The following is an 18924-nucleotide window of genomic DNA, read 5'->3' on the forward strand; positions in this document are numbered from 1 at the left end:
ACGGCCGTACGCTGTTCAGAGTGGCCCGTCCGTATATCGGAATCGGGTCGGTCAAGTTGCCTGCGTGTTAACGCGGTTGATGCGCGTTTGGGTGTCTATGGCGACCCGTCACCGTGATCGTCCCGCGTTTTTCCCGGTGCCTCCTCCGGCGGGACCACCTGCTTCTCCTCCGCGAAGTGACACGCCGAGGCGTGTGCCGCCGGGCCGGTCGCGAGGCGGAACTCCGCCGGGACGGCCAGCGTCGGCACCTCCCGCTCGCACCGCTCCCGCGCCTTCCAGCAGCGGGTGCGGAAGCGGCAGCCGGAGGGGATGTTCGTCGGGGACGGGACGTCGCCCGCCAGGATGATCCGCTCCCGGTGCTCCCGCGCCTCCGGGTCCGGTACGGGGACCGCGGAGAGCAGGGCCTGGGTGTAGGGGTGCGTCGGGTGGTCGTAGATCTCGGCGTCGCGGCCGATCTCCACGATCCGGCCGAGGTACATCACCCCCACCCGGTCCGAGATGTGCCGGACGATCGAGAGGTCGTGGGCGATGAACAGGTACGAGAGGTCGAACTCGCTCTGGAGCCGGTCCAGCAGGTTGATCACCTGCGCCTGGACCGACACGTCCAGCGCGGACACCGGCTCGTCGGCGACGATCACCTCCGGCCGCAGGGCCAGCCCCCGCGCGATGCCGATGCGCTGCCGCTGGCCGCCGGAGAACTGGTGCGGGTAGCGGTTGATGTACTCGGGGTTGAGCCCGACGACGTCCAGCAGGTCCTGGACCTTCCTCCGCCGGTCGCCCTTGGGCGCCACCTCGGGATGGATCTCGTACGGCTCCCCGATGATGTCGCCGACGGTCATGCGCGGGTTGAGCGAGGTGTACGGGTCCTGGAAGACCATCTGGATGTTGCGCCGGACCGCCCGCAGCGCCTTGCCCGACAGGCCGGTGACGTCCTCGCCCTTGTAGCGGATCTCCCCCGCCGTCGGCTTCTCCAGGCTGACCAGCATCTTGGCGACCGTGGACTTGCCGCAGCCGGACTCCCCGACGATGCCCAGGGTCTCGCCGCGGTGGAGGGTGAAGTCGACGCCGTCGACGGCCTTGACCGCGCCGACCTGCTTCCTGAACAGGATGCCCTGGGTGAGCGGGTAGTGCTTGACCAGCCCGCTCACCTCGAGGATCGGCTCGGCCGATGCGGAACTAGCCATGCAGGCACTCCCTCCAGAAGTGGCACGCGCTCGTGCGGTCCGCACCGGAGCCGCCGGAGCCGACCGGCCCGACGGCCGCGTCTCCCTCGACGCCCCCGTCGACCTCGTACAGCGGGGGTACGTCCGTACGGCACACGTCCTGGGCCATCGGGCAGCGCGGGTTGAAGGCGCAGCCGGGCGGGATGTGCATGAGGTTGGGCGGCAGGCCCTTGATGGCGTAGAGCTCCTGGCCCTTCTGGTCCAGGCGCGGGATGGAGTCGAGCAGGCCGCGGGTGTAGGGGTGGGCCGGGGCCTTGTAGATGTCGTGGACCGGGGCCGACTCGACGATCCGGCCCGCGTACATCACCGCGATCCGGTCGGCCACGTCCGCGACCACGCCCAGGTCGTGGGTGATGAGGATCAGGCCCATGTGGTACTCGCGCTGGAGCTCCGCGAGCAGGTCCATGACCTGCGCCTGGACGGTGACGTCGAGGGCGGTGGTGGGCTCGTCGGCGATGATGAGCGCCGGTTCCAGGGCCATCGCCATCGCGATCATGATGCGCTGGCGCATGCCGCCGGAGAACTGGTGCGGGTAGTCCCTGACCCGTTCCCGGGCGCCCGGGATACGGACCCGGTCCATCAGCTCCACGGCCTTGGCCCGCGCGTCCTTCCTGGACATCCCGCGGTGCACGACGAACATCTCGCCCAGCTGGTCGCCCACCGACAGCACGGGGTTCAGGGACGACAGGGCGTCCTGGAAGATCATCGCCATCTCGGCGCCGCGGACCTTGCGGCGCTCCTCCTCCTTGAAGCGCAGCAGGTCCTTGCCGCGGAAGAGGATCTCGCCGCCGGTGATCCGGCCGGGCGGCATGTCGAGGATGCCCATGATCGCCTGGGCGGTGACGGACTTGCCGGAGCCGGACTCGCCGAGCACGGCCAGGGTCTCTCCCGCGTCCACGCCGTAGCTGACGCCGTTGACGGCCCTGGCGATCCCGTCCCGGGTGCGGAACTCCACGTGCAGGTCGCGTACTTCGAGCAGCATCCGGCCGTCACCTCAGCTTCGGGTCGAGGGCGTCGCGCACCGCGTCGCCGAGCATGATGAACGCCAGGACCGTGAGGGCCAGGGCGCCCGAGGGCCACAGCAGGGCGTGCGGGGCGTTGCGGATGTAGGGCGAGGCGGCGGAGATGTCGATGCCCCAGGAGACGGTCGGCGGCTTCAGTCCGACGCCGAGGTAGGACAGGGTCGCCTCCAGCGAGATGAACGTGCCGAGCGCGATGGTCGCCACGACGATCACCGGGGCCACCGCGTTCGGCGCGATGTGCCGCAGCAGCAGCCGGGAGTGGGAGGCGCCGAGGGCCCGGGCCGCCTGGACGAAGTCGTTCTGTTTGACGGTGATCACCGAGCCGCGGGCGATCCGGGAGATCTGGGGCCAGCCGAGCAGCACCATGAACCCGATGACCGGCCAGACCGTATTGCTGGTCACGACGGAGAGGAGGACCAGGCCGCCGAGGACGACCGGGATGGCGAAGAAGATGTCGGTGATCCGGGACAGGATCGAGTCCCCCGCCCCGCCGAAGAACCCGGCGAGACCGCCCAGCACGCTGCCGAGCAGGGCGACTCCGAGCGTGGCCAGGAAGCCGACCGTGACGGACGTACGGGCGCCGTAGACGACGCGCGTGTAGACGTCGCAGCCCTGGCCGTCGAAGCCGAACGGGTGGCCGGGCTGGGAACCCTCCTGGGCCTTGGCGAGGTCGCACTTGAGGGGGCTCAGCCAGGTGATGGAACCGGGCCACAGGGAGATGAAGACCAGGAAGAGGATGACCAGGCCGGAGATGATGAAGACCGGGTTGCGGCGCAGGTCCCGCCAGGCGTCGGACCAGAGGGAACGGGCCTTCTCGGACGGCCCGGTGCCCTGTGGCCCGCCGTCGGTCGTCTTCTCGAGGGTCTCTCCCTCCGCCGTGGCCAGGTCCATCGTGCCGCCCATGCCGGTGTCGGCGATGGCGCCCTCCTCCGGGGTGCGGCCCGCGCCCGGCAGATGGTGCTCCGGCGGCATCGGCTCAGGCATAGCGGATCCTCGGGTCGAGTACGGCGTACAGGAGGTCGACGACCAGGTTGGCCACCAGGAAGACCAGGACGAGGACGGTCACGAAGCCGACGACGGTCTGGGTGTTCTGGCGGAGGATCCCCTGGTAGAGCTGGAAGCCGACGCCGTGGATGTTGAAGATGCGCTCGGTGACGATCGCGCCGCCCATCAGGGCGCCGATGTCGGTGCCGATGAAGGTGACCACGGGGATGAGGGAGTTGCGCAGCAGGTGCCGGGTGACGACCCGGCGGCGGGGCAGCCCCTTGGCGACGGCCGTCCGGACGTAGTCGGACCGTCGGTTCTCCGCGATGGAGGTGCGGGTCAGCCGGGTGACGTACGCCAGGGAGACGGAGGCGAGCACCAGGCCCGGCACGATCAGCTCACCGAAGGTGGCCTCCGAGGAGACCGACGGTTTGATCCACCCCCATTCGACGCCGAGCAGCAGCTGGAGCAGCAGGCCGGTGACGAAAGTGGGGACGGAGATCACGACGAGGGTGAGCAGCAGGACCCCGGTGTCGACGGGCCGGCCGCGGCGCAGGCCCGTCAGGACACCGAGGGTGATGCCGATGACGATCTCGAAGAAGATCGCGACGATCGTCAGCCGGATGGTGACCGGGAAGGCCGTCGCCATCAGCTCGGTGACCGGCTGGCCGTTGAACGCCGTACCGAAGTCTCCGGTGAAGACGTTCCCCATGTAGGTCAGGTACTGCTGCCAGACGGGCTTGTCGAGGCCGAACTCCTTCTTCAGCTGGGCGGCGGTGGCCGGGTCGCACTGCCGGTCACCGCAGAGACCCGCGATGGGGTCGCCCATCACGTTCACCATGAGGAAGATCAACAGCGTGGCGCCGATGAACACCGGGATCATCTGGAGCAGACGCCGGATCACATACCGGCCCATGGCGGGTCAGCTGACCTTGATCTCGTTGTAGACCGGGACGGAGAACGGGTTGAGCTTGACGTTCGAGAGCCGCTCCGAGTAGCCGGCGCTGCCGTTCTGGTACCAGAGCGGGATGGCCGCCATGTTGTCCCGGACGACCTCTTCGGCCTGCTGGAAGGTCTCCACGGCCTTGGCCGTGTCGGTCTCGGCGTTGGCCTGGTCGACGAGCTTGTCGAAGTCCTTGTTGGACCACTTGCCGTCGTTGGAGGAGGCGTTCGTGTAGTAGAGCGGCTGGAGGAAGTTCTGGATGAGGGGGTAGTCCATCTGCCACCCGGCCCGGAAGGGTCCGGTCATCTTCCGGTCGCCGATCTGGGTGCGGAAGTCCGCGAACGTGCCGACCGGGTTGCCGACGCAGGCCTTGTCGTTGTCGAGGGCGTTGTTGATCGAGTTGCAGACCGCGTCGACCCACTGTTTGTGCGATCCGGTGTCCGCGTTGTATGTGATCTTGACCTGGCCGCCGGGCAGGCCGCCGCCTTCCTGGACGAGCTTCTTCGCCGCGGCGGGGTCGTACTCGCAGGCGTCCCCGCACAGGCCTTCCTTGAAGCCGCCCTCCTCGCCGAGCACCGGGGAGGTCCAGTCGGTGGCGGGGGTGCGGGTGTTCTGGAAGATCGTCTCGGTGATCTGCTTGCGGTCGATCGCCCGGGAGAGACCGGTGCGGACCTTCTCCGAGCCGGTGGTGTTCCACTTCTTGTCGTAGAACGGGAAGGCCAGGGTCTGGATGATGCCGGCGGGGGTGTTCAGATAGCGGTCGCCGAGGTCGTTCTTGACGTTCTTGAGCTGGGCCGCGGGCACGTCGTCGACGAGGTCGAGGTTGCCGGCCAGCAGATCGGTGTAGGCGGTGTTGTTGTCGGTGTAGACCTTCAGGGTCACGCCACCGTTCTGCGCCTTGTCGTCCCCGGGGTAGCCGTCCCACTTCTTCAGGGCCATCTGGGAGCCCTTGGTGTACGAGTCGATCGTGTACGGCCCGTTTCCGACGGGTTTCTTGAGCCAGCCCGCGTGGTCGGTGAAGAAGGCCTGCGGCAGCGGGGCGTAGGCGGGGTAGCCCAGGGTGTCGGGGAAGGTGGAGAACTTCTGCTTGAGCTTGACGGTGAAGGTCGTGTCGTCGACCACCTTGAGCCCGGCGAGGGCGCCGGCGCTCTGCGCGGTGCCGTCGGCAGGGTGGACCGCGGTGTAGCCGTCGATGTACTCGAAGAAGTACGCGTTCTTCTGGTTGTTCTTCAGACTCGCGCCGTAGTTCCAGGCGTCGACGAAGGATTTCGACGTCACTTTTTCGCCATTGCTGAACGTCCAGCCGTCCTTGACGGTGATCGTGAAGTTCTGGGAGTCCGTGGTCTCGATCTTCTCGGCCAGCATGTCCTCGGCCGCGCCGGTCTCCGGGTTGTACTTCTTGAGGCTGCGGAAGATCATGTCGAGGACCTTGCCGCCCTGCACCTCGTTGGTGTTGGCGGGCTCCAGCGGGTTCTGCGGGTCTCCCCAGGAGGAGCTGAGCACCGCGCCGCCCTCGCCGCCGCCGTCGCTCCCCCCGCCCCCGCACGCCGTCGCCGCGAGTGCTGCCGCCGCCGCGCATGCGGCCCACTTGGCGTGCGTGGCTCCACGCATGGATGCCTCCTCATTGACCGCGCTTTACCCGAGCGCTGTGCCGTCAGCACCGAAGCACTGATCCAGTACCGGTAAATATCGACTTAAAAAGTGCATAGCGCACACGGGCCGCGCCCAACGGGAGGCCCTTGCGGGGCTATTCGGGGGACGGCACGGATCCGCCGGACGCCGGCAGCAGGATCCTGGTGGGGGGTCGAAAAGGATCTTCTTCGCAGGTCACAATGGATCTTCGGTGCAGTGCGCAACGGATCTTCACCATCCGATGCAGAACCGTTGGATTGTGACCCTGAGATGTACGCATTCCGACACCCTGGCGTCCGAATATCGAACTCATTGACCGCTTTGCGCAGTTGGCCCGAATTCAGACACGGAACGATTACGGCGCGCTACACGCGTAGCTACGATATGGTCAAGACCAGGTAAAGAAAGTAAAGAGAAGACCAAGGGAGACCAGAATTTATTGACCTTGAACGAATTGCGTTGAAAAAGTCCGGCGTAGCCCGTAGGGAGTGCCCTGCGGAGTCATCAGACCCTCCCTTGGGCCAGGAGCACCATGACCCCCCCAACTCCATCAGCGGCTGCCCCGCTTGAGGTGACCGACGAGAGCGTCGAGAAGTCGGCCGCTTCCGTCGCCCCGAAGGCCAGCGAAGGACGCTCTCCCGGTCGACTGGCCTGGAAGCGTTTCAAGCGCGACCGCACCGGTGTCATATCCGCCTATGTCGTGATCTTCTTCTTCGTGATCGCGATCGCCGCTCCGCTGATCGCCAAGCTGTACGGCAAGGACCCCTACACGACCTACGCGAGCCAGCGTCCGGAACTGCTGAACGCCTTCGCGTACCCGTCCGGCCCGAACGGCGGCATGAGCCCCGAGTTCTGGTTCGGCATCGAACCCCAGCTCGGTCGTGACGTCTTCACCTTCCTGCTCTACGCGATCCGCAACTCGCTGGGCATCGCGCTCGCCGCCACCGTGCTCACCGTGGTCCTCGGTGTGGTCATCGGCACCACCGCGGGCTACCTCGGCGGCAAGACGGACTATCTCGTGGGCCGGGTCATCGACATCCTGCTGTCGTTCCCGTCCACGCTCTTCTTCATCGCCTTCATGCCGGTCGTGTTCGGTCTGTTCGTCGCCCCCGACGAGGAGATCCCGACCTGGCTGCGGGCCACAGCTCTGATCATCGTCCTCTCCGCCTTCGGGTGGGCGTCCATCGCCCGTCTGCTGCGCGGCCAGGTACTGGGCCTGCGCGAACGGGAGTTCGTGGAGGCCGCGAAGGTCACGGGTGCATCACCGGGGCGCATCGTCTTCAAGGAGCTGCTGCCCAACCTGTGGACGCCGATCATCATCCAGACCACGCTGATGCTCCCGGCGTACGTCACCGCCGAGGCGGGTCTCGCCTTCCTCGGCGTCGGCATGATCGACCCGACCCCGGACTGGGGCGTCATGATCGCGCGGGGTGCAAGTTTCTACACCGAGGACCTCACCTTCATGCTCTTCCCGGGCCTGTCCATGGTGATCTTCGTCCTCGCGTTCAACCTGCTCGGCGACTCGGTGCGCGACGCACTCGACCCCAAGTCCAAGCGCTAGCTCCGACGCCTTTCAGGACCACGGCAAGGACGCCGGGGTGCCGGACCTCTCTCATCACTCCCACTTCAAGGCAGGCAGCATGTCCTTCTCGCGCAGAAACTTCCTCATCGCCACCGGCGTCGCCGCGGCGTCGACGTCGGTGCTGAGCGCCTGCAGCAGCGGCAGCGAGGGGGGCTCCTCGCAGGACAAGGCCCCCAAGGTCACCGGGGCCAAGACCGTCGAGATCCCGGTCGGCACCAAGGCCGACTCCACCGGTCCGGCCCCCGAGGTGACGGGTGCGGTCAAGGGCGGGACGATCTACTCGCTCCAGCAGTTCGACATGGACCACATGGACCCGGCGCAGATCTACGTCTCCACCGAGGGCGCCATCACCGTGCCGATCATGCGCGGTCTGACCGGCTACAAGCTGGACGCCAAGGGCAACGCCACCCTGGTCGGCGACGCCGCGACCGACGCCGGCACCATGAAGGACGGCGGCAAGACCTGGTCCTTCACGCTGAAGGACGGTCTGAAGTGGGAGGACGGCGCCGAGGTCTCCTCGGACGACCTCCGCCACACCTTCGAGCGTCTCTTCGCCACCTTCGTCACCGAGGGTCCGCGCTACGTCCAGGACTTCCTGGTGGGCGGCGACAAGTACAAGGGCCCGTACGAGGGCAAGAGCCTCGCCTCCATCGAGGTCGACGGCAAGACCATCACCTTCCGTCTGAACGAAGCCCGCGCCGACTTCAACTTCACGCTGGCGATGCGCGCTTACTCCCTGGTGCCGAAGAAGCACGACACCAAGGAGAAGTACGACAAGCAGCCGATCTCCTGCGGCCCGTACAAGGTCGAGAGCCGCAACATCGGCAAGTCGATGACCTACGTGCGCAACGAGCACTGGGACCCGAAGACGGACGCGATCCGCAACGCCTACCCGGACAAGTACCTGTTCCAGATGGGCTACGAGCTGGTGGCGTCCACCGACCGCTGGATCGCGGACAAGGGCACCGACCAGTACGCGGTGCCGATCTTCAACGAGGTCGCGCCCGAGCGCATCGCCCAGGTCCTCACCAACGCCGATCTGAAGAAGCGCGTCCTCACCGCGGTCGACACGGTCACCTACTACTGGCCGATCAACATGACCCGCATCAAGGACCTCAAGGTCCGCCAGGCCATCAACTACGCCTGGCCGCACCAGCAGCTGCAGACCATCGGCGGCGGTGCCTACAGCCAGGAGATCGCCACCACGATCTTTGCCCCGGTGACGCCCGGCTACACCAAGTTCGACCTGTACGGCGTGGACAAGAAGCCGGGCGGCGACCCGGTGAAGGCCAAGGCCCTGCTGAAGGAGGCCGGCAAGGTCGGCCAGAAGCTGGTCATCGCCTTCCAGCAGTCGGACACCGCGGTGAAGACCGCCGTCGCCATCAAGAACGCGCTGGAAGAGGCCGGCTTCACGGTCGTCAACAAGCAGGTCGACAAGTCGACCTTCTACACCCAGATCGGCAAGATCGACAACGACTTCGACCTGTTCGCGGCCGGCTGGAGCCCGGACTGGCCGGGCGGTTACTCGCAGTTCTACCCCTGCTGGAGCGGCAAGAACATCGGCGACGGCCGCAGCAACTACGCCCAGCTGAACGACCCGAGCGTCAACAAGGCCATCGACGCGGCTTCGCAGATCGCGGACCCGAAGGAGGCCAACAAGGCCTGGGGCAACATCGACAAGATGATCATGGAGCTGGCCGCCGTGGTCCCGGACTACCACAAGATCCGCAACTACCTGTACGGCTCCAAGGTCGGCAACGTCATCTGGGACAGCGCCAACACCTGCGTCGCGCTCTCCAAGCTCTACGCCAAGAAGTAAGCGCACGCCCCCTGGGGGTGGTCATCACCATGGCCACCCCCCTGCGGCCCACCCCCCTCTCCTTACCGCGGCTACGGCGCCCCGTCCGGAAAGTCACGCCTCATGTTCCGCTTCCTTGTCCGCCGAGTCATCGGCGCGATGGTCATTCTCCTGATCATCAGCGCCATCACCTTCTGGCTCTTCTACGCCGTGCCGCGCGACCCCGCCATGATGTCCTGCGGCAAGAACTGCACGCCTGAGAACCTCGCGCAGATCCGGAAGAACCTGGGCATCGACCACTCCATCCCGGTGCAGTACTGGTACTGGCTGAAGGGCGTCTTCGCCGGTCGCGACTACGCCGGTTACGGGTACTGCGACGCGCCCTGCTTCGGCTACTCCTTCGCCAACAACGTGCCGGTCTTCGACACGATCATGGACCGCCTGCCGACGACCCTCTCGCTCGCCTTCGGCGCGGCCGCCGTCTTCCTGGTCCTCGGCGTCGGCGCGGGCATGCTCGCGGCCCTCAAGCAGGGCAAGCTCCTGGACAAGTTCGCCAGCTCGGCGTCGCTGCTCGGTTCCTCGTTGCAGATCTACTTCGTCGGCTACATCGCGATGTTCTACTTCGTCGCGAAGCTGGGATGGCTCGACCAGCCGTCGTGGACCCCCTTCACCGACGACCCGGTCGCCTGGTTCTCCGGACTCCTGCTGCCCTGGCTGGTCCTGGCGATCATCTTCACCGCCAACTACACCCGTATGACCCGCTCGCAGCTCGTGGAGCAACTGAGCGAGGACTACGTCCGTACGGCCCGCGCCAAGGGCCTGTCCCGGGCGAACGTGTTCTTCCGGTTCGCCTGGCGCGGCGCGATGGGCCCCATCGTCACGGTGTTCGGCATCGACCTCGGCACGCTGATCGGCGGCGCCATCATCACCGAGCAGACCTTCAGCCTTCCGGGCATCGGCCGGCTCGCGGTGAAGTCCGTGGACCAGAGCGACCTGCCCATGCTGCTGGGCGTGACCCTCCTGGCCGCGGGCGCCATCGTGTTCTTCAACATCATCGTCGATGCCGTCTACGCTCTCATCGACCCGCGGATCCGGCTCGCCTGACCTCCGCCAAGCCCCCTACCTCTCGCATCACCCCCCAGGAGCGTCCCCGTGACGAGCACCGATCAGCAGCCCTTCCTCTCCGTCAGGGACCTGAAAGTCCATTTCTCCACCGAGGACGGCATCGTCAAGGCCGTCGACGGGCTCTCCTTCGACCTGCTGAAGGGCAAGACGCTCGGCATCGTGGGCGAGTCGGGTTCCGGCAAGTCGGTCACCAACCTGGCCATCCTGGGTCTGCACGACCGCGACCGGACGGCGATCGAGGGCGAGGTCGTGCTGGACGACAAGGAGCTGCTGACCGCCTCCGAGAGGCAGCTCGAGCGGCTGCGCGGCAACAAGATGTCGATGATCTTCCAGGACGCGCTGGCCTCGCTGTCGCCGTACCACACGATCGGCAAGCAGATCGCCGAGACGTACCGCAAGCACACCGGCGCCTCCAAGAGCGAGTCGCGCACCCGGGCGATCGAGATGCTGAGGCGGGTCGGGATCCCGCAGCCGGAGGTCCGGGTCGACGACTACCCGCACCAGTTCTCCGGCGGTATGCGTCAGCGCGCGATGATCGCCATGGCGCTGGTCTGCGACCCTGAGCTGCTGATCGCCGACGAGCCGACCACGGCCCTCGACGTGACGGTGCAGGCCCAGATCATGGACCTCCTCAAGGACCTCCAGCAGGAGTTCGGCACGGCGATCATCTTCATCACGCACGACCTGGGCGTCATCGCCGACATCGCCGACGACGTCCTGGTGATGTACGGCGGCCGGTGCGTGGAGCGGGGCACCAAGAGGGAGGTGCTGCAGAGCCCGCAGCACCCCTACACGCTGGGCCTGCTGAGCTCGATGCCGAGCCTGGACCACCCGGTGGACGTTCCGCTCAACCCGATCCCCGGTTCGCCGCCCTCGCTGCTGAACCCGCCGTCGGGCTGCCGCTTCCACCCCCGCTGCACCTTCGCCGAGAAGGTCGAAGGGGGCCTGTGCTCCACGGAGCAGCCGCCGCTGGAGGTCACCGACGGTCGGGGTTCCGCCTGCCACCTGACCCCCGACCAGCGCGCCGAGTATTTCTCCGACCTCGCCGGCAGCGCGGCGAACTGACGTACAGAAGACGGGATTTCACCACCATGAGCGACACCACCCCCCTCCTGGACGTCTCCGGGCTCACCAAGCACTTCCCGATCAAGGGCGGCTTCCCGATCCGGCGTACGGTCGGTGCCGTGCAGGCCGTCGACGGGCTGGACTTCCAGGTCGCCGAGGGCGAGAGCCTGGGTCTGGTCGGCGAGTCCGGCTGCGGCAAGTCGACGACGGGCCGGCTGATCACCCGGCTGCTCGAACCGACGGGCGGCCGGATCTCGTACCGCGGCGAGGACATCACGCACGCGGGCCGCCGGCAGCTGGCGCCGATCCGGTCCGAGATCCAGATGATCTTCCAGGACCCCTACGCGTCGCTGAACCCGCGCCAGACGGTCGGCAAGATCATCTCCGGGCCGATGGAGATCAACGACATCCACCCGGCCGGCGGGCGCGAGACACGCGTGCGCGAACTGCTGGAGATCGTGGGTCTCAACCCCGAGCACTACAACCGCTTCCCGCACGAGTTCTCCGGCGGCCAGCGCCAGCGCATCGGTGTCGCCCGCGCACTGGCCTTGGAGCCGAAGCTGATCGTGGCCGACGAGCCGGTCTCCGCGCTCGACGTGTCCATCCAGGCGCAGGTCGTCAACCTGCTCCAGAAGGTCCAGCGGGACCTGGGTATCGCGTTCGTCTTCATCGCCCACGACCTGGCCGTCGTACGGCACTTCTCCCAGCGCGTGGCGGTCATGTACCTCGGCCGGATCGTCGAGATCGCCGACCGCGACGACCTGTACGGCAACCCGCGCCACCCGTACACCCGGGCGCTGCTGTCCGCCGTGCCCGAGGCCACCGTGCAGGACGAGGGAACCGAGGGCCGTGAGCGCATCCGCCTCGTCGGTGACGTGCCCTCGCCCATCAACCCGCCCTCCGGCTGCCGCTTCCGCACCCGCTGCTGGAAGGCGACGGAGAAGTGCGCGACCGAGGCGCCGCCGCTGGTCCAGGTCGAGGGCAACAAGCCCGGCCACCTGACGGCGTGCCACTACCCCGAGACGGCGGAGGTCCCGGCCGGCGTGCCGGCTCCCCGTCTCGCCAAGGACCCCGAGGCGGCGGCCTGACACACCCCTTTTCGTCAGCCGCCCCCTTCCGGAGCGGACTTTCTCGGCCCATTGACCCGAGCCCATGAACGTCCGATCCAGGGGACGAAGGCCCGCGCTCACCCAGCGCGGGCCTTCACCGTTCCCGGCCCGGCCTCATGAGGCCCGGGGCCCTGTGGGGCCCGCAGGGCCCCCAGGGGTGCGGGGAACCGCGCGACCGGCCACGACGAACCCGCACCCGACACCACAGGCCGGAACCACCCCCCTCAGGGGCGCGGGGAACTGCGCAATCGCCACCACGCACCCGCACCCACCGACGCACCACAACCCCCGCCCGCACCCCACCGCGCCCCACCGCGCCCCCGGCCGAGCCAAGCCGGCGGCAGCCGTGCAGCATCCATGCGCCAGCCGAACACCGCGCGCGCACAGTGGTGACTCGAGTGGTTCGAGGTACGGGGGGTACATGGAAATTCAGCTGCTGGGCTGCGTAGAGGCACGGGCCCGCTCCGGCGACAAGCTGCCGCTTCCGCACGGCACCAAACTGCTGCTGGCGGCACTGGCCTGGACCCCCGGCGCGTTCGTCGCCGACGAGACGCTGATCGAGCGCGTGTGGCAGGAGCGCCGGCCCCAGCACCCGCGCGACGCCCTGTACATCCAGGCCACCCGGCTGCGGAAGGCGCTGCGGGCCGACGGGCAGCTGACCGAGGGCTTCGAACTGATCCGGAAGCGGGGCGGATACGTCCTCGCGATCGACGAGCGCTGCGTCGACACCGCACGGTTCCGCGCCCTGGTCCGGCAGGCCCAGCAGGACGCCCGCGCCGGCGACACCGAGGCGGCCCTCGGCCTCTACGCGCGGGCCCTGGAGCTGTGGCGGGGCGAGCCGCTGTCCGACGTGCGCACGACCTGGGCGGAGACCACGCGGGTGACGCTGCGGCGCGAGCACCGGGAGGCCCTGGTCGGCAGCACCGAGCTGTACCTGCGCGTGGGGCGGCACGAGGAGTGCCTGCCGCAGCTGCACTGGCTGGCCGAGATGCACCCCTTCGACGAGAAGGTCACAGGCCTGCTGATGCTCGCCCTGCACCGCGGGGGACGCCAGGCGGACGCGCTGGACTGCTTCCAGCTGCTGCGCCTGCGGATGATCGACCTGCTGGGCTGCGAACCGGGCCCGGACGTGCGGTCCCTGCACGAACGGATCCTCGCCCACGACCCGCGGCTGCGCCTCGGCAGCGCGTACGCCCACTCCGTCTGAAGCGGCTCAGCCGTCGAAGTGCTCGGTCAGGTACAGGGTGAGGCGGGACTCGGCGTCCGCGGGGAGCTCGCGGTGACGGTGGTGGGGCGGCGGGCGGTGCGGGGGGCGCGTCCCGGGAGGGTGCCGGACGCCCAGCGCCGTGCACAGGGCGGTCGCCTCCGTCCTCGCCTCCTGCGCCGGCCCGGCCTCGCCGTGGGCCTCGTGGGCAGAGGCCAGGGCCGCCATGGCGCGGGCGTGCAGGAGGCGCTGGCCGGAACTCCGGGCGAGGTCGGCCGCCAGGGCCGCCGCGTCCCGGGCCCGGTCCGGGGCGGTACCGGTGCCGGTGTCCGGGTCCGGGTCGAGGAGCGTCAGGGCGGTGGTGAGGTGGACGCGCGGGAGGGTGAGGGGGTTGCCGTCGGCCGCGAGGCGTTCGGCGCGCTCCAGCTGGTCCAGGGCGTCGGCCGGGCGGCCCTGGGCGCGGGCCAGGTCGGCGCGGGCCAGCAGGACCTCGACGAGGCCCGCCCGGTGGCCGGTGCGCTCGGCGATCTCGAAGGCGGCGTCGAGGTGTTGGGCCGTCTCCTCGGCGCGCCCCGCGCGCAGCTTCACCGAGGCGACCCCGACCAGGCTGTCGACCTGGCAGTTGCGGTTCTCCACCCGCCGGGAGACGGCGAGGGCGTCCTCGTAGGCGAGGAGCGCGCGGTCGTCCTGGCCGGCGTCGGCGCGGACCCGGCCCAGCGCCTCCAGGGCCACGGCCTCCGTATAGGTGGACCCGGAGTCGCGGGAGACCAGGAAGCAGGTGCGCAGCGCCGCCGCCGCCTCGTCGAACCGGGCCTGCTTCTGCCGGACCAGGGCGAGGTTGACGAGGGCCATCGCACGGTTGTGGTGGACCGTGTCGCCGATCAGGTCGAGGGCCGCGCACGCCGCCTCCTCGGCCGCGTCCAGGCGGCCCAGGGCGAGGTTCAGGGACGCCGTGTTGATCAGCATGATCTCCACGTTCCTGAGGTTGTCCAGGGTGCGGTAGAGCGCGAGGGCACGGTCGTAGCAGGGCAGTGCGCGGCGCAGCTCGCCCAGCAGCTTGAGGGTGACGCCCTTGCCCTGGAGGCTGCCGGCCTCGCCGTACGCCCAGCCGGCCCGGCGGGCCAGCTCCTCCGCCTCCTCGTACTCCGCGAGGGCGCCCCGCAGGTCCCCGTTGCGCCAGCGGGCGCTGCCCAGGGACAGGCACATGGAGGCCTGGCCGACCTCGTCGCCGCCGCGCGCGGCCACCTCGCGGGCGAGGGTGGCCAGCCGCATCCAGTCGGAGAGCGGCCTGCGGTGGTGGAAGAGGTCCTGGAGCGCGTCCACCAGCCACCACACATACGGCGCGGGGCCGTGCTCGGCGGCGTGTCCGATCGCGGCCGCGATGTCGTCCCACTCGCCGTCGAACCAGGCGTACGCCTCCTCGGTGCCGGCGAACTCCCGTGGCAGGGAGCCCTCGACGGCGGGCGGGCGGGTGCGCATGACGTACAGGCCGGCCGTGGCGGCCGCGTTGACGACGCTCTGGAGGTAGTGGTCGAGGACGCGGGTGACGGCGGCGGCGCGCTCGTCGGGGGCGTCCTCGGCGGCCGTGCGGTCACGGGCGTACTCGTGCACGAGGTCGTGCCAGGCCGGGCGGCCGTGCTCGACGTCGCGCAGCAGATGGACCCGCTGGGCCAGCCGCAGCAGGTCGGCCAGGCGATGCTCGTCGGTACCGGCGGCCGCGGCGGCCGCGGGTACCGACCGGCCGGTGCCCGGCAGCACGCCCAGCGAGCGGAAGGCCCGCCGGGCCTCCTCCGGCAGCACCCCGTACGACAGGTCGAGCGCGGCCCGTACGGCGACGGACTCCTCGCCCTCGACATGCAGCCGGGCCAGTCGCCCCCGGTCCGCGAGGTCACGGACGTACGCCCGGATGCTGCCCGGCCGGTCACCGATCCAGGAGCCCGCGACACACAGCGCGAGCGGCAGGTGGTCGCAGAGTTCGACGAGCCGCGCCGCGGCCTCCGGATCGGCGGCGACGGCCTCCGCGCCGACCGCGCCGCTGATCAGCTCCAGTGCGGCGGCGCTGTCGAGGACGTCGCAGGACACCCGGTAGGCGCCGTCCAGGGTGACCAGGCCGCTCAGCTTGTCGCGGCTCGTCACCAGGGTCAGCGAGCCCGCCGAGGCAGGCAGCAGCCGGCGTACGTACGACGCGTCGGCCACGTCGTCCAGGACGACCAGCACCCTGCGTTCGGCGAGCAGCGTCCGGTACAGCGCGGTCTGTGCCTCGGCGCCCAGCGGGATGTCGCGCGGGGCGCAGCCCAGGCCCTGGAGGAGCAGCGGCAGAGCCTCTCCGGGGGTCATCGGCTCGGCGTTGTCGAAGCCCCGCATGTCGAGGAAGAGCTGGCCGTCGGGGAAGCGGTCGGCGACCCGGTGGGCCCAGTTCAGCGCCAGGGCGCTCTTGCCGACGCCCGCAGGTCCCACGATCAGGGCGAGCGGTTCCGCGGTGCGCAGACAGGAGTCGAGGCGGCCGAGTTCACCGTCCCGGCCCACGAAACGGCGTGGGGTGGGCGGGAGTTGGCGCGGCACGGGCCGCTCGGACGCCGGGGCGGACCGCTCGGGCGGGGCGCCGGTGGGGAGTCCGCCGCCCCGTAGCAGCCGCTGGTGCAGGTCCCTGAGCTCGGCCGAGGGTTCCATGCCGAGTTCGTCGACCATGCGTCGGCGCAGCGCGGTGTACAGCTCCAGGGCCTCGGCACTGCGGCCGTCCTGCTGCAGGGCGCGCATCAGCAGGCCGTGCGGGCGTTCGCGCAGCGGGTGGGCGGCGGTCAGCCGCAGGAGTTCGGCGATGGCCTCCCGGTGCCGGCCGGTCTCGATCCCCGCCTCGGCCACGCCTTCGCGGGCGACGAGGTGCAGTTCGGCGAGGCGTTGGCGCTCGGCCTCGCGCACCGCGACCTCCGGCAGGTCGGGCAGCGGCTCGTCCCGCCACAGCGCGAGGGCCTGTTCGCCGCTGCGCCGGGCCGTTCGCCAGTCGCCGTCGGCCGCGGCCCGCGAGGCGTCCCTGATGAGGTTCTCGAAGGCCAGCAGGTCGAGTTCGTCCGGGCCCGCGTGCATGACGTAGCCGGGCCGCCGGGTGGTCAGCAGCTCCGTCCCCGCCGGGCCGAGGGCGCGCCGCACCTCCGCGACGAGGGCCCGTACCCGGGCCGCGCCCGCGCCGGGCGGCCGGTCGTCCCACAGGCACTGGATCAGCCGGTCGACGGAGACGACATGGTTGGCGTGCAGCAGGAGCACGGCACACAGCGCGCGTTGCCGGCCGGTGAGTACGACGACCCGTCCGTCGATCTCGACGTCCAGCGGTCCGAGCAGGCGGAACCGGGGCCGTGGGGTGAGCATTCACAGAACGTAGTCCAGGGGCGACTGCCGGGCAACGCCGACCTCCCCCAAGAGGAACCGACGGCTCCCCCGGCGTCGGGATCCGGCCAATCCCCCGGGCCGCGGCCACGGCGGTGGCCGGGTGCCGTACGAGGCGGGGCGGCCGGAGCCGGATCGGGGCGGGCGCCGCGTGTCCCCCGTCGGTCGCCCGCCCCGTACGAGAGTCTCGCCGAGCCGCCTTTCCGGAGCCTTTCGGCGATCTTTCATCCGCCTTGCGCCCCGGCCCGGCCGGCGGCGACCCCCTCCACCACGGGGGACGCGCGGGGCCCTACACGCCGGTGCGGCCGTCGATCAGTTCGCGCAGGATGTCGAGGTGGCCGTTGTGCCGGGCCGTCTCCTCGATCAGGTGCAGGAGGATCCAGCGCAGGTCCACATGGCGGCCGTCGCTCGCCGCCCGCTGTGCCTTGGTGCCCAGGTCGTGCCCGGCGACCAGTTCGCGGTGCCGCCCGGCGAGCTCGGCGTACTCGTCGAGCACCTGCGCGAGCGGGAGGTCGACGGCGATGCGCATCTCGCGGTCGGGGTCCTCGTCGGTCCACGGTCCCTCGTCCTCCTCGCCGAGGAACACGACCCGGAACCAGTAGTACTCGACCCAGCGCAGATGGTTGACCAGGCCGCTCGGGGTCATCAGCGGCGAACCCGGCAGGGGCGCCCTGCCGGCGTCCGCGTCGGAGAGGTCCTCGCACTTGGCGCGCGCGGTGTCCCGGGCGTAGTCGAGGAACGTGGTGAGCTGGGTGCGCTCGTCCCACGCGGGGGGCATGTCGTCCGTTCTCTTCATCGCGCAGAGCATGTCCGGCCGCCGGACCGCTTGTCGAGGGGATTCGGATGTTCTGGATCTTGTCCTGTGCCGCACCGAGGTGTGGCACACTGCCGCGGTGGTCGATCATTCGTTCGCGGATCTGACACTCGCCGCGCTGTACGACAGCATCAATCCGTGGGGGCCGGACGACGACTTCTACCTGAACCTGGTGAGATCCGCCGACTCGGTGCTCGACGTCGGCTGCGGTACGGGCCGGCTCCTCGCGCGGGCCGCGTCGGACGGCCACCCGGGGCGGCTCATGGGCCTCGACCCGGCGGCCGCGATGCTCGTCCAGGCCAGGCGCCGGGCGCCCGACGTGGAGTGGCTGCTGGGGGACCTCAACATCCGTCTGTGGCAGGCCGACTTCGACCTGGTGGTCATGACGGGTCATGCCTTCCAGGTACTTCTCGGCGACGAGGAACTGCGCGGCGCGCTGCGCGCCGTACGATCGGCCCTGGGCGACGGCGGACGGTTCGTGTTCGAGACCCGCAACCCGGCCGCGCGGGCCTGGGAGACCTGGACCCCGGACCACGTCCGCGAGGTCACCGACGCCGACGGCCGGGTCGTACGGGTCTGGCACGAGGTGGAGGACGAACCGTACGGCGACCGGGTCACGTTCACGGAGACCTTCGACTCCCCCGGCTGGCCCCAGCGCCACACCGGCCGCGCCACCCTCCGCTTCCTGGACCCGGGGAGCCTGACCGGTTTCCTGGCGGAGGCGGGGCTGCGGGTGGAGGAGCAGTACGGGGACTGGGACCGGCGTCCGCTGACCCGGACGAGCCCGGAGATCATCACGGTGGCAACCCCGGCCGGATGACCCCGAACGGACCTCCCGGTCCCGACGGCCTCGGCGGCCTCGGCGACCCCTGCGGCCCGCCGACCCGACGGCTCCGACGGCCCGGCGACCCCTGCGGCACGACGACCCCGACGACCCGGCGGCCCCTGCGGCCCGTAGGCTCCTGCGGGCCCCGCAGGGCCCCAGGGGCGCGGGGAACTGCGCGACCAGCCACCACGAACCGGCACCCGACACAACACGCCC

General features: G+C 69.8%; 14 protein-coding genes. 7 read left to right on the plus strand and 7 right to left on the minus strand.

What is annotated here, in order from left to right:
- Window positions 1–95: 95 nt before the first annotated feature.
- From ABT070_RS18070 to ABT070_RS18090, 5 genes are read right to left on the minus strand one after another with little or no spacing between them, the layout of a single operon-like run.
- Complete coding sequence (locus tag ABT070_RS18070) at window positions 96–1184, minus strand: ABC transporter ATP-binding protein (protein ID WP_351761310.1); 1089 nt, start codon at window positions 1182–1184, stop codon at window positions 96–98.
- Window positions 1177–2205, minus strand: a complete 1029-nt coding sequence (locus ABT070_RS18075; RefSeq protein WP_351761311.1) for an ABC transporter ATP-binding protein — start codon at window positions 2203–2205, stop codon at window positions 1177–1179. Before ABT070_RS18075 ends, ABT070_RS18070 begins: the two co-directional genes overlap by 8 nt.
- A gap of 7 nt (window positions 2206–2212) precedes the next feature.
- The gene (locus tag ABT070_RS18080; protein ID WP_451102484.1) at window positions 2213–3217 is read right to left on the minus strand and encodes an ABC transporter permease; all 1005 of its coding nucleotides are present in this window, start codon (window positions 3215–3217) and stop codon (window positions 2213–2215) included.
- A 4-nt stretch (window positions 3218–3221) separates the two neighbouring features.
- Window positions 3222–4145: an ABC transporter permease gene (locus ABT070_RS18085; RefSeq protein WP_351761317.1), complete on the minus strand. Its 924-nt coding sequence runs from the start codon at window positions 4143–4145 to the stop codon at window positions 3222–3224.
- Window positions 4146–4151: 6 nt separating this feature from the next.
- Window positions 4152–5783 (minus strand): peptide ABC transporter substrate-binding protein, encoded by a 1632-nt coding sequence (locus ABT070_RS18090; protein WP_351761319.1) that lies wholly within the window; start codon window positions 5781–5783, stop codon window positions 4152–4154.
- A gap of 592 nt (window positions 5784–6375) precedes the next feature.
- Here ABT070_RS18090 and ABT070_RS18095 point away from each other — a divergent pair.
- The 6 genes from ABT070_RS18095 (at window position 6376) to ABT070_RS18120 (ending at window position 13690) form a co-directional block, all read left to right on the plus strand.
- A complete protein-coding gene (locus ABT070_RS18095) occupies window positions 6376–7365 on the plus strand; it encodes an ABC transporter permease (RefSeq protein ID WP_351761322.1) in 990 nt (329 codons plus the stop codon).
- Window positions 7366–7402: 37 nt separating this feature from the next.
- On the plus strand, window positions 7403–9205 hold the full coding sequence (locus tag ABT070_RS18100; RefSeq protein WP_451102476.1) for an ABC transporter substrate-binding protein: 1803 nt from the start codon (window positions 7403–7405) through the stop codon (window positions 9203–9205).
- Between the two features lie 102 nt (window positions 9206–9307).
- Complete coding sequence (locus ABT070_RS18105) at window positions 9308–10288, plus strand: ABC transporter permease (protein ID WP_351761325.1); 981 nt, start codon at window positions 9308–9310, stop codon at window positions 10286–10288.
- A gap of 48 nt (window positions 10289–10336) precedes the next feature.
- Window positions 10337–11374, plus strand: coding sequence for an ABC transporter ATP-binding protein (locus ABT070_RS18110; protein WP_351761328.1), 1038 nt, complete (start codon window positions 10337–10339; stop codon window positions 11372–11374).
- Window positions 11375–11400: 26 nt separating this feature from the next.
- Window positions 11401–12462, plus strand: a complete 1062-nt coding sequence (locus tag ABT070_RS18115; RefSeq protein ID WP_351761330.1) for an ABC transporter ATP-binding protein — start codon at window positions 11401–11403, stop codon at window positions 12460–12462.
- A gap of 442 nt (window positions 12463–12904) precedes the next feature.
- Window positions 12905–13690 (plus strand): AfsR/SARP family transcriptional regulator, encoded by a 786-nt coding sequence (locus ABT070_RS18120; protein ID WP_351761333.1) that lies wholly within the window; start codon window positions 12905–12907, stop codon window positions 13688–13690.
- 6 nt (window positions 13691–13696) lie between these two features.
- On the opposite strand, the gene ABT070_RS18125 is transcribed toward ABT070_RS18120, so the two are convergent.
- Window positions 13697–17050 (minus strand): AfsR/SARP family transcriptional regulator, encoded by a 3354-nt coding sequence (locus tag ABT070_RS18125; protein WP_351761335.1) that lies wholly within the window; start codon window positions 17048–17050, stop codon window positions 13697–13699.
- Window positions 17051–17357: 307 nt separating this feature from the next.
- Window positions 17358–17864 (minus strand): DinB family protein, encoded by a 507-nt coding sequence (locus tag ABT070_RS18130; RefSeq protein WP_351761338.1) that lies wholly within the window; start codon window positions 17862–17864, stop codon window positions 17358–17360.
- Between the two features lie 97 nt (window positions 17865–17961).
- Between ABT070_RS18130 and ABT070_RS18135 the strand changes: the two genes are divergently transcribed.
- Window positions 17962–18702, plus strand: coding sequence for a methyltransferase domain-containing protein (locus ABT070_RS18135; RefSeq protein WP_351761341.1), 741 nt, complete (start codon window positions 17962–17964; stop codon window positions 18700–18702).
- The last annotated feature ends 222 nt before the right edge of the window (window positions 18703–18924 follow it).

Source organism: Streptomyces sp. NPDC002884 (assembly GCF_040295245.1).
Classification (GTDB): Bacteria; Actinomycetota; Actinomycetes; order Streptomycetales; family Streptomycetaceae; genus Streptomyces.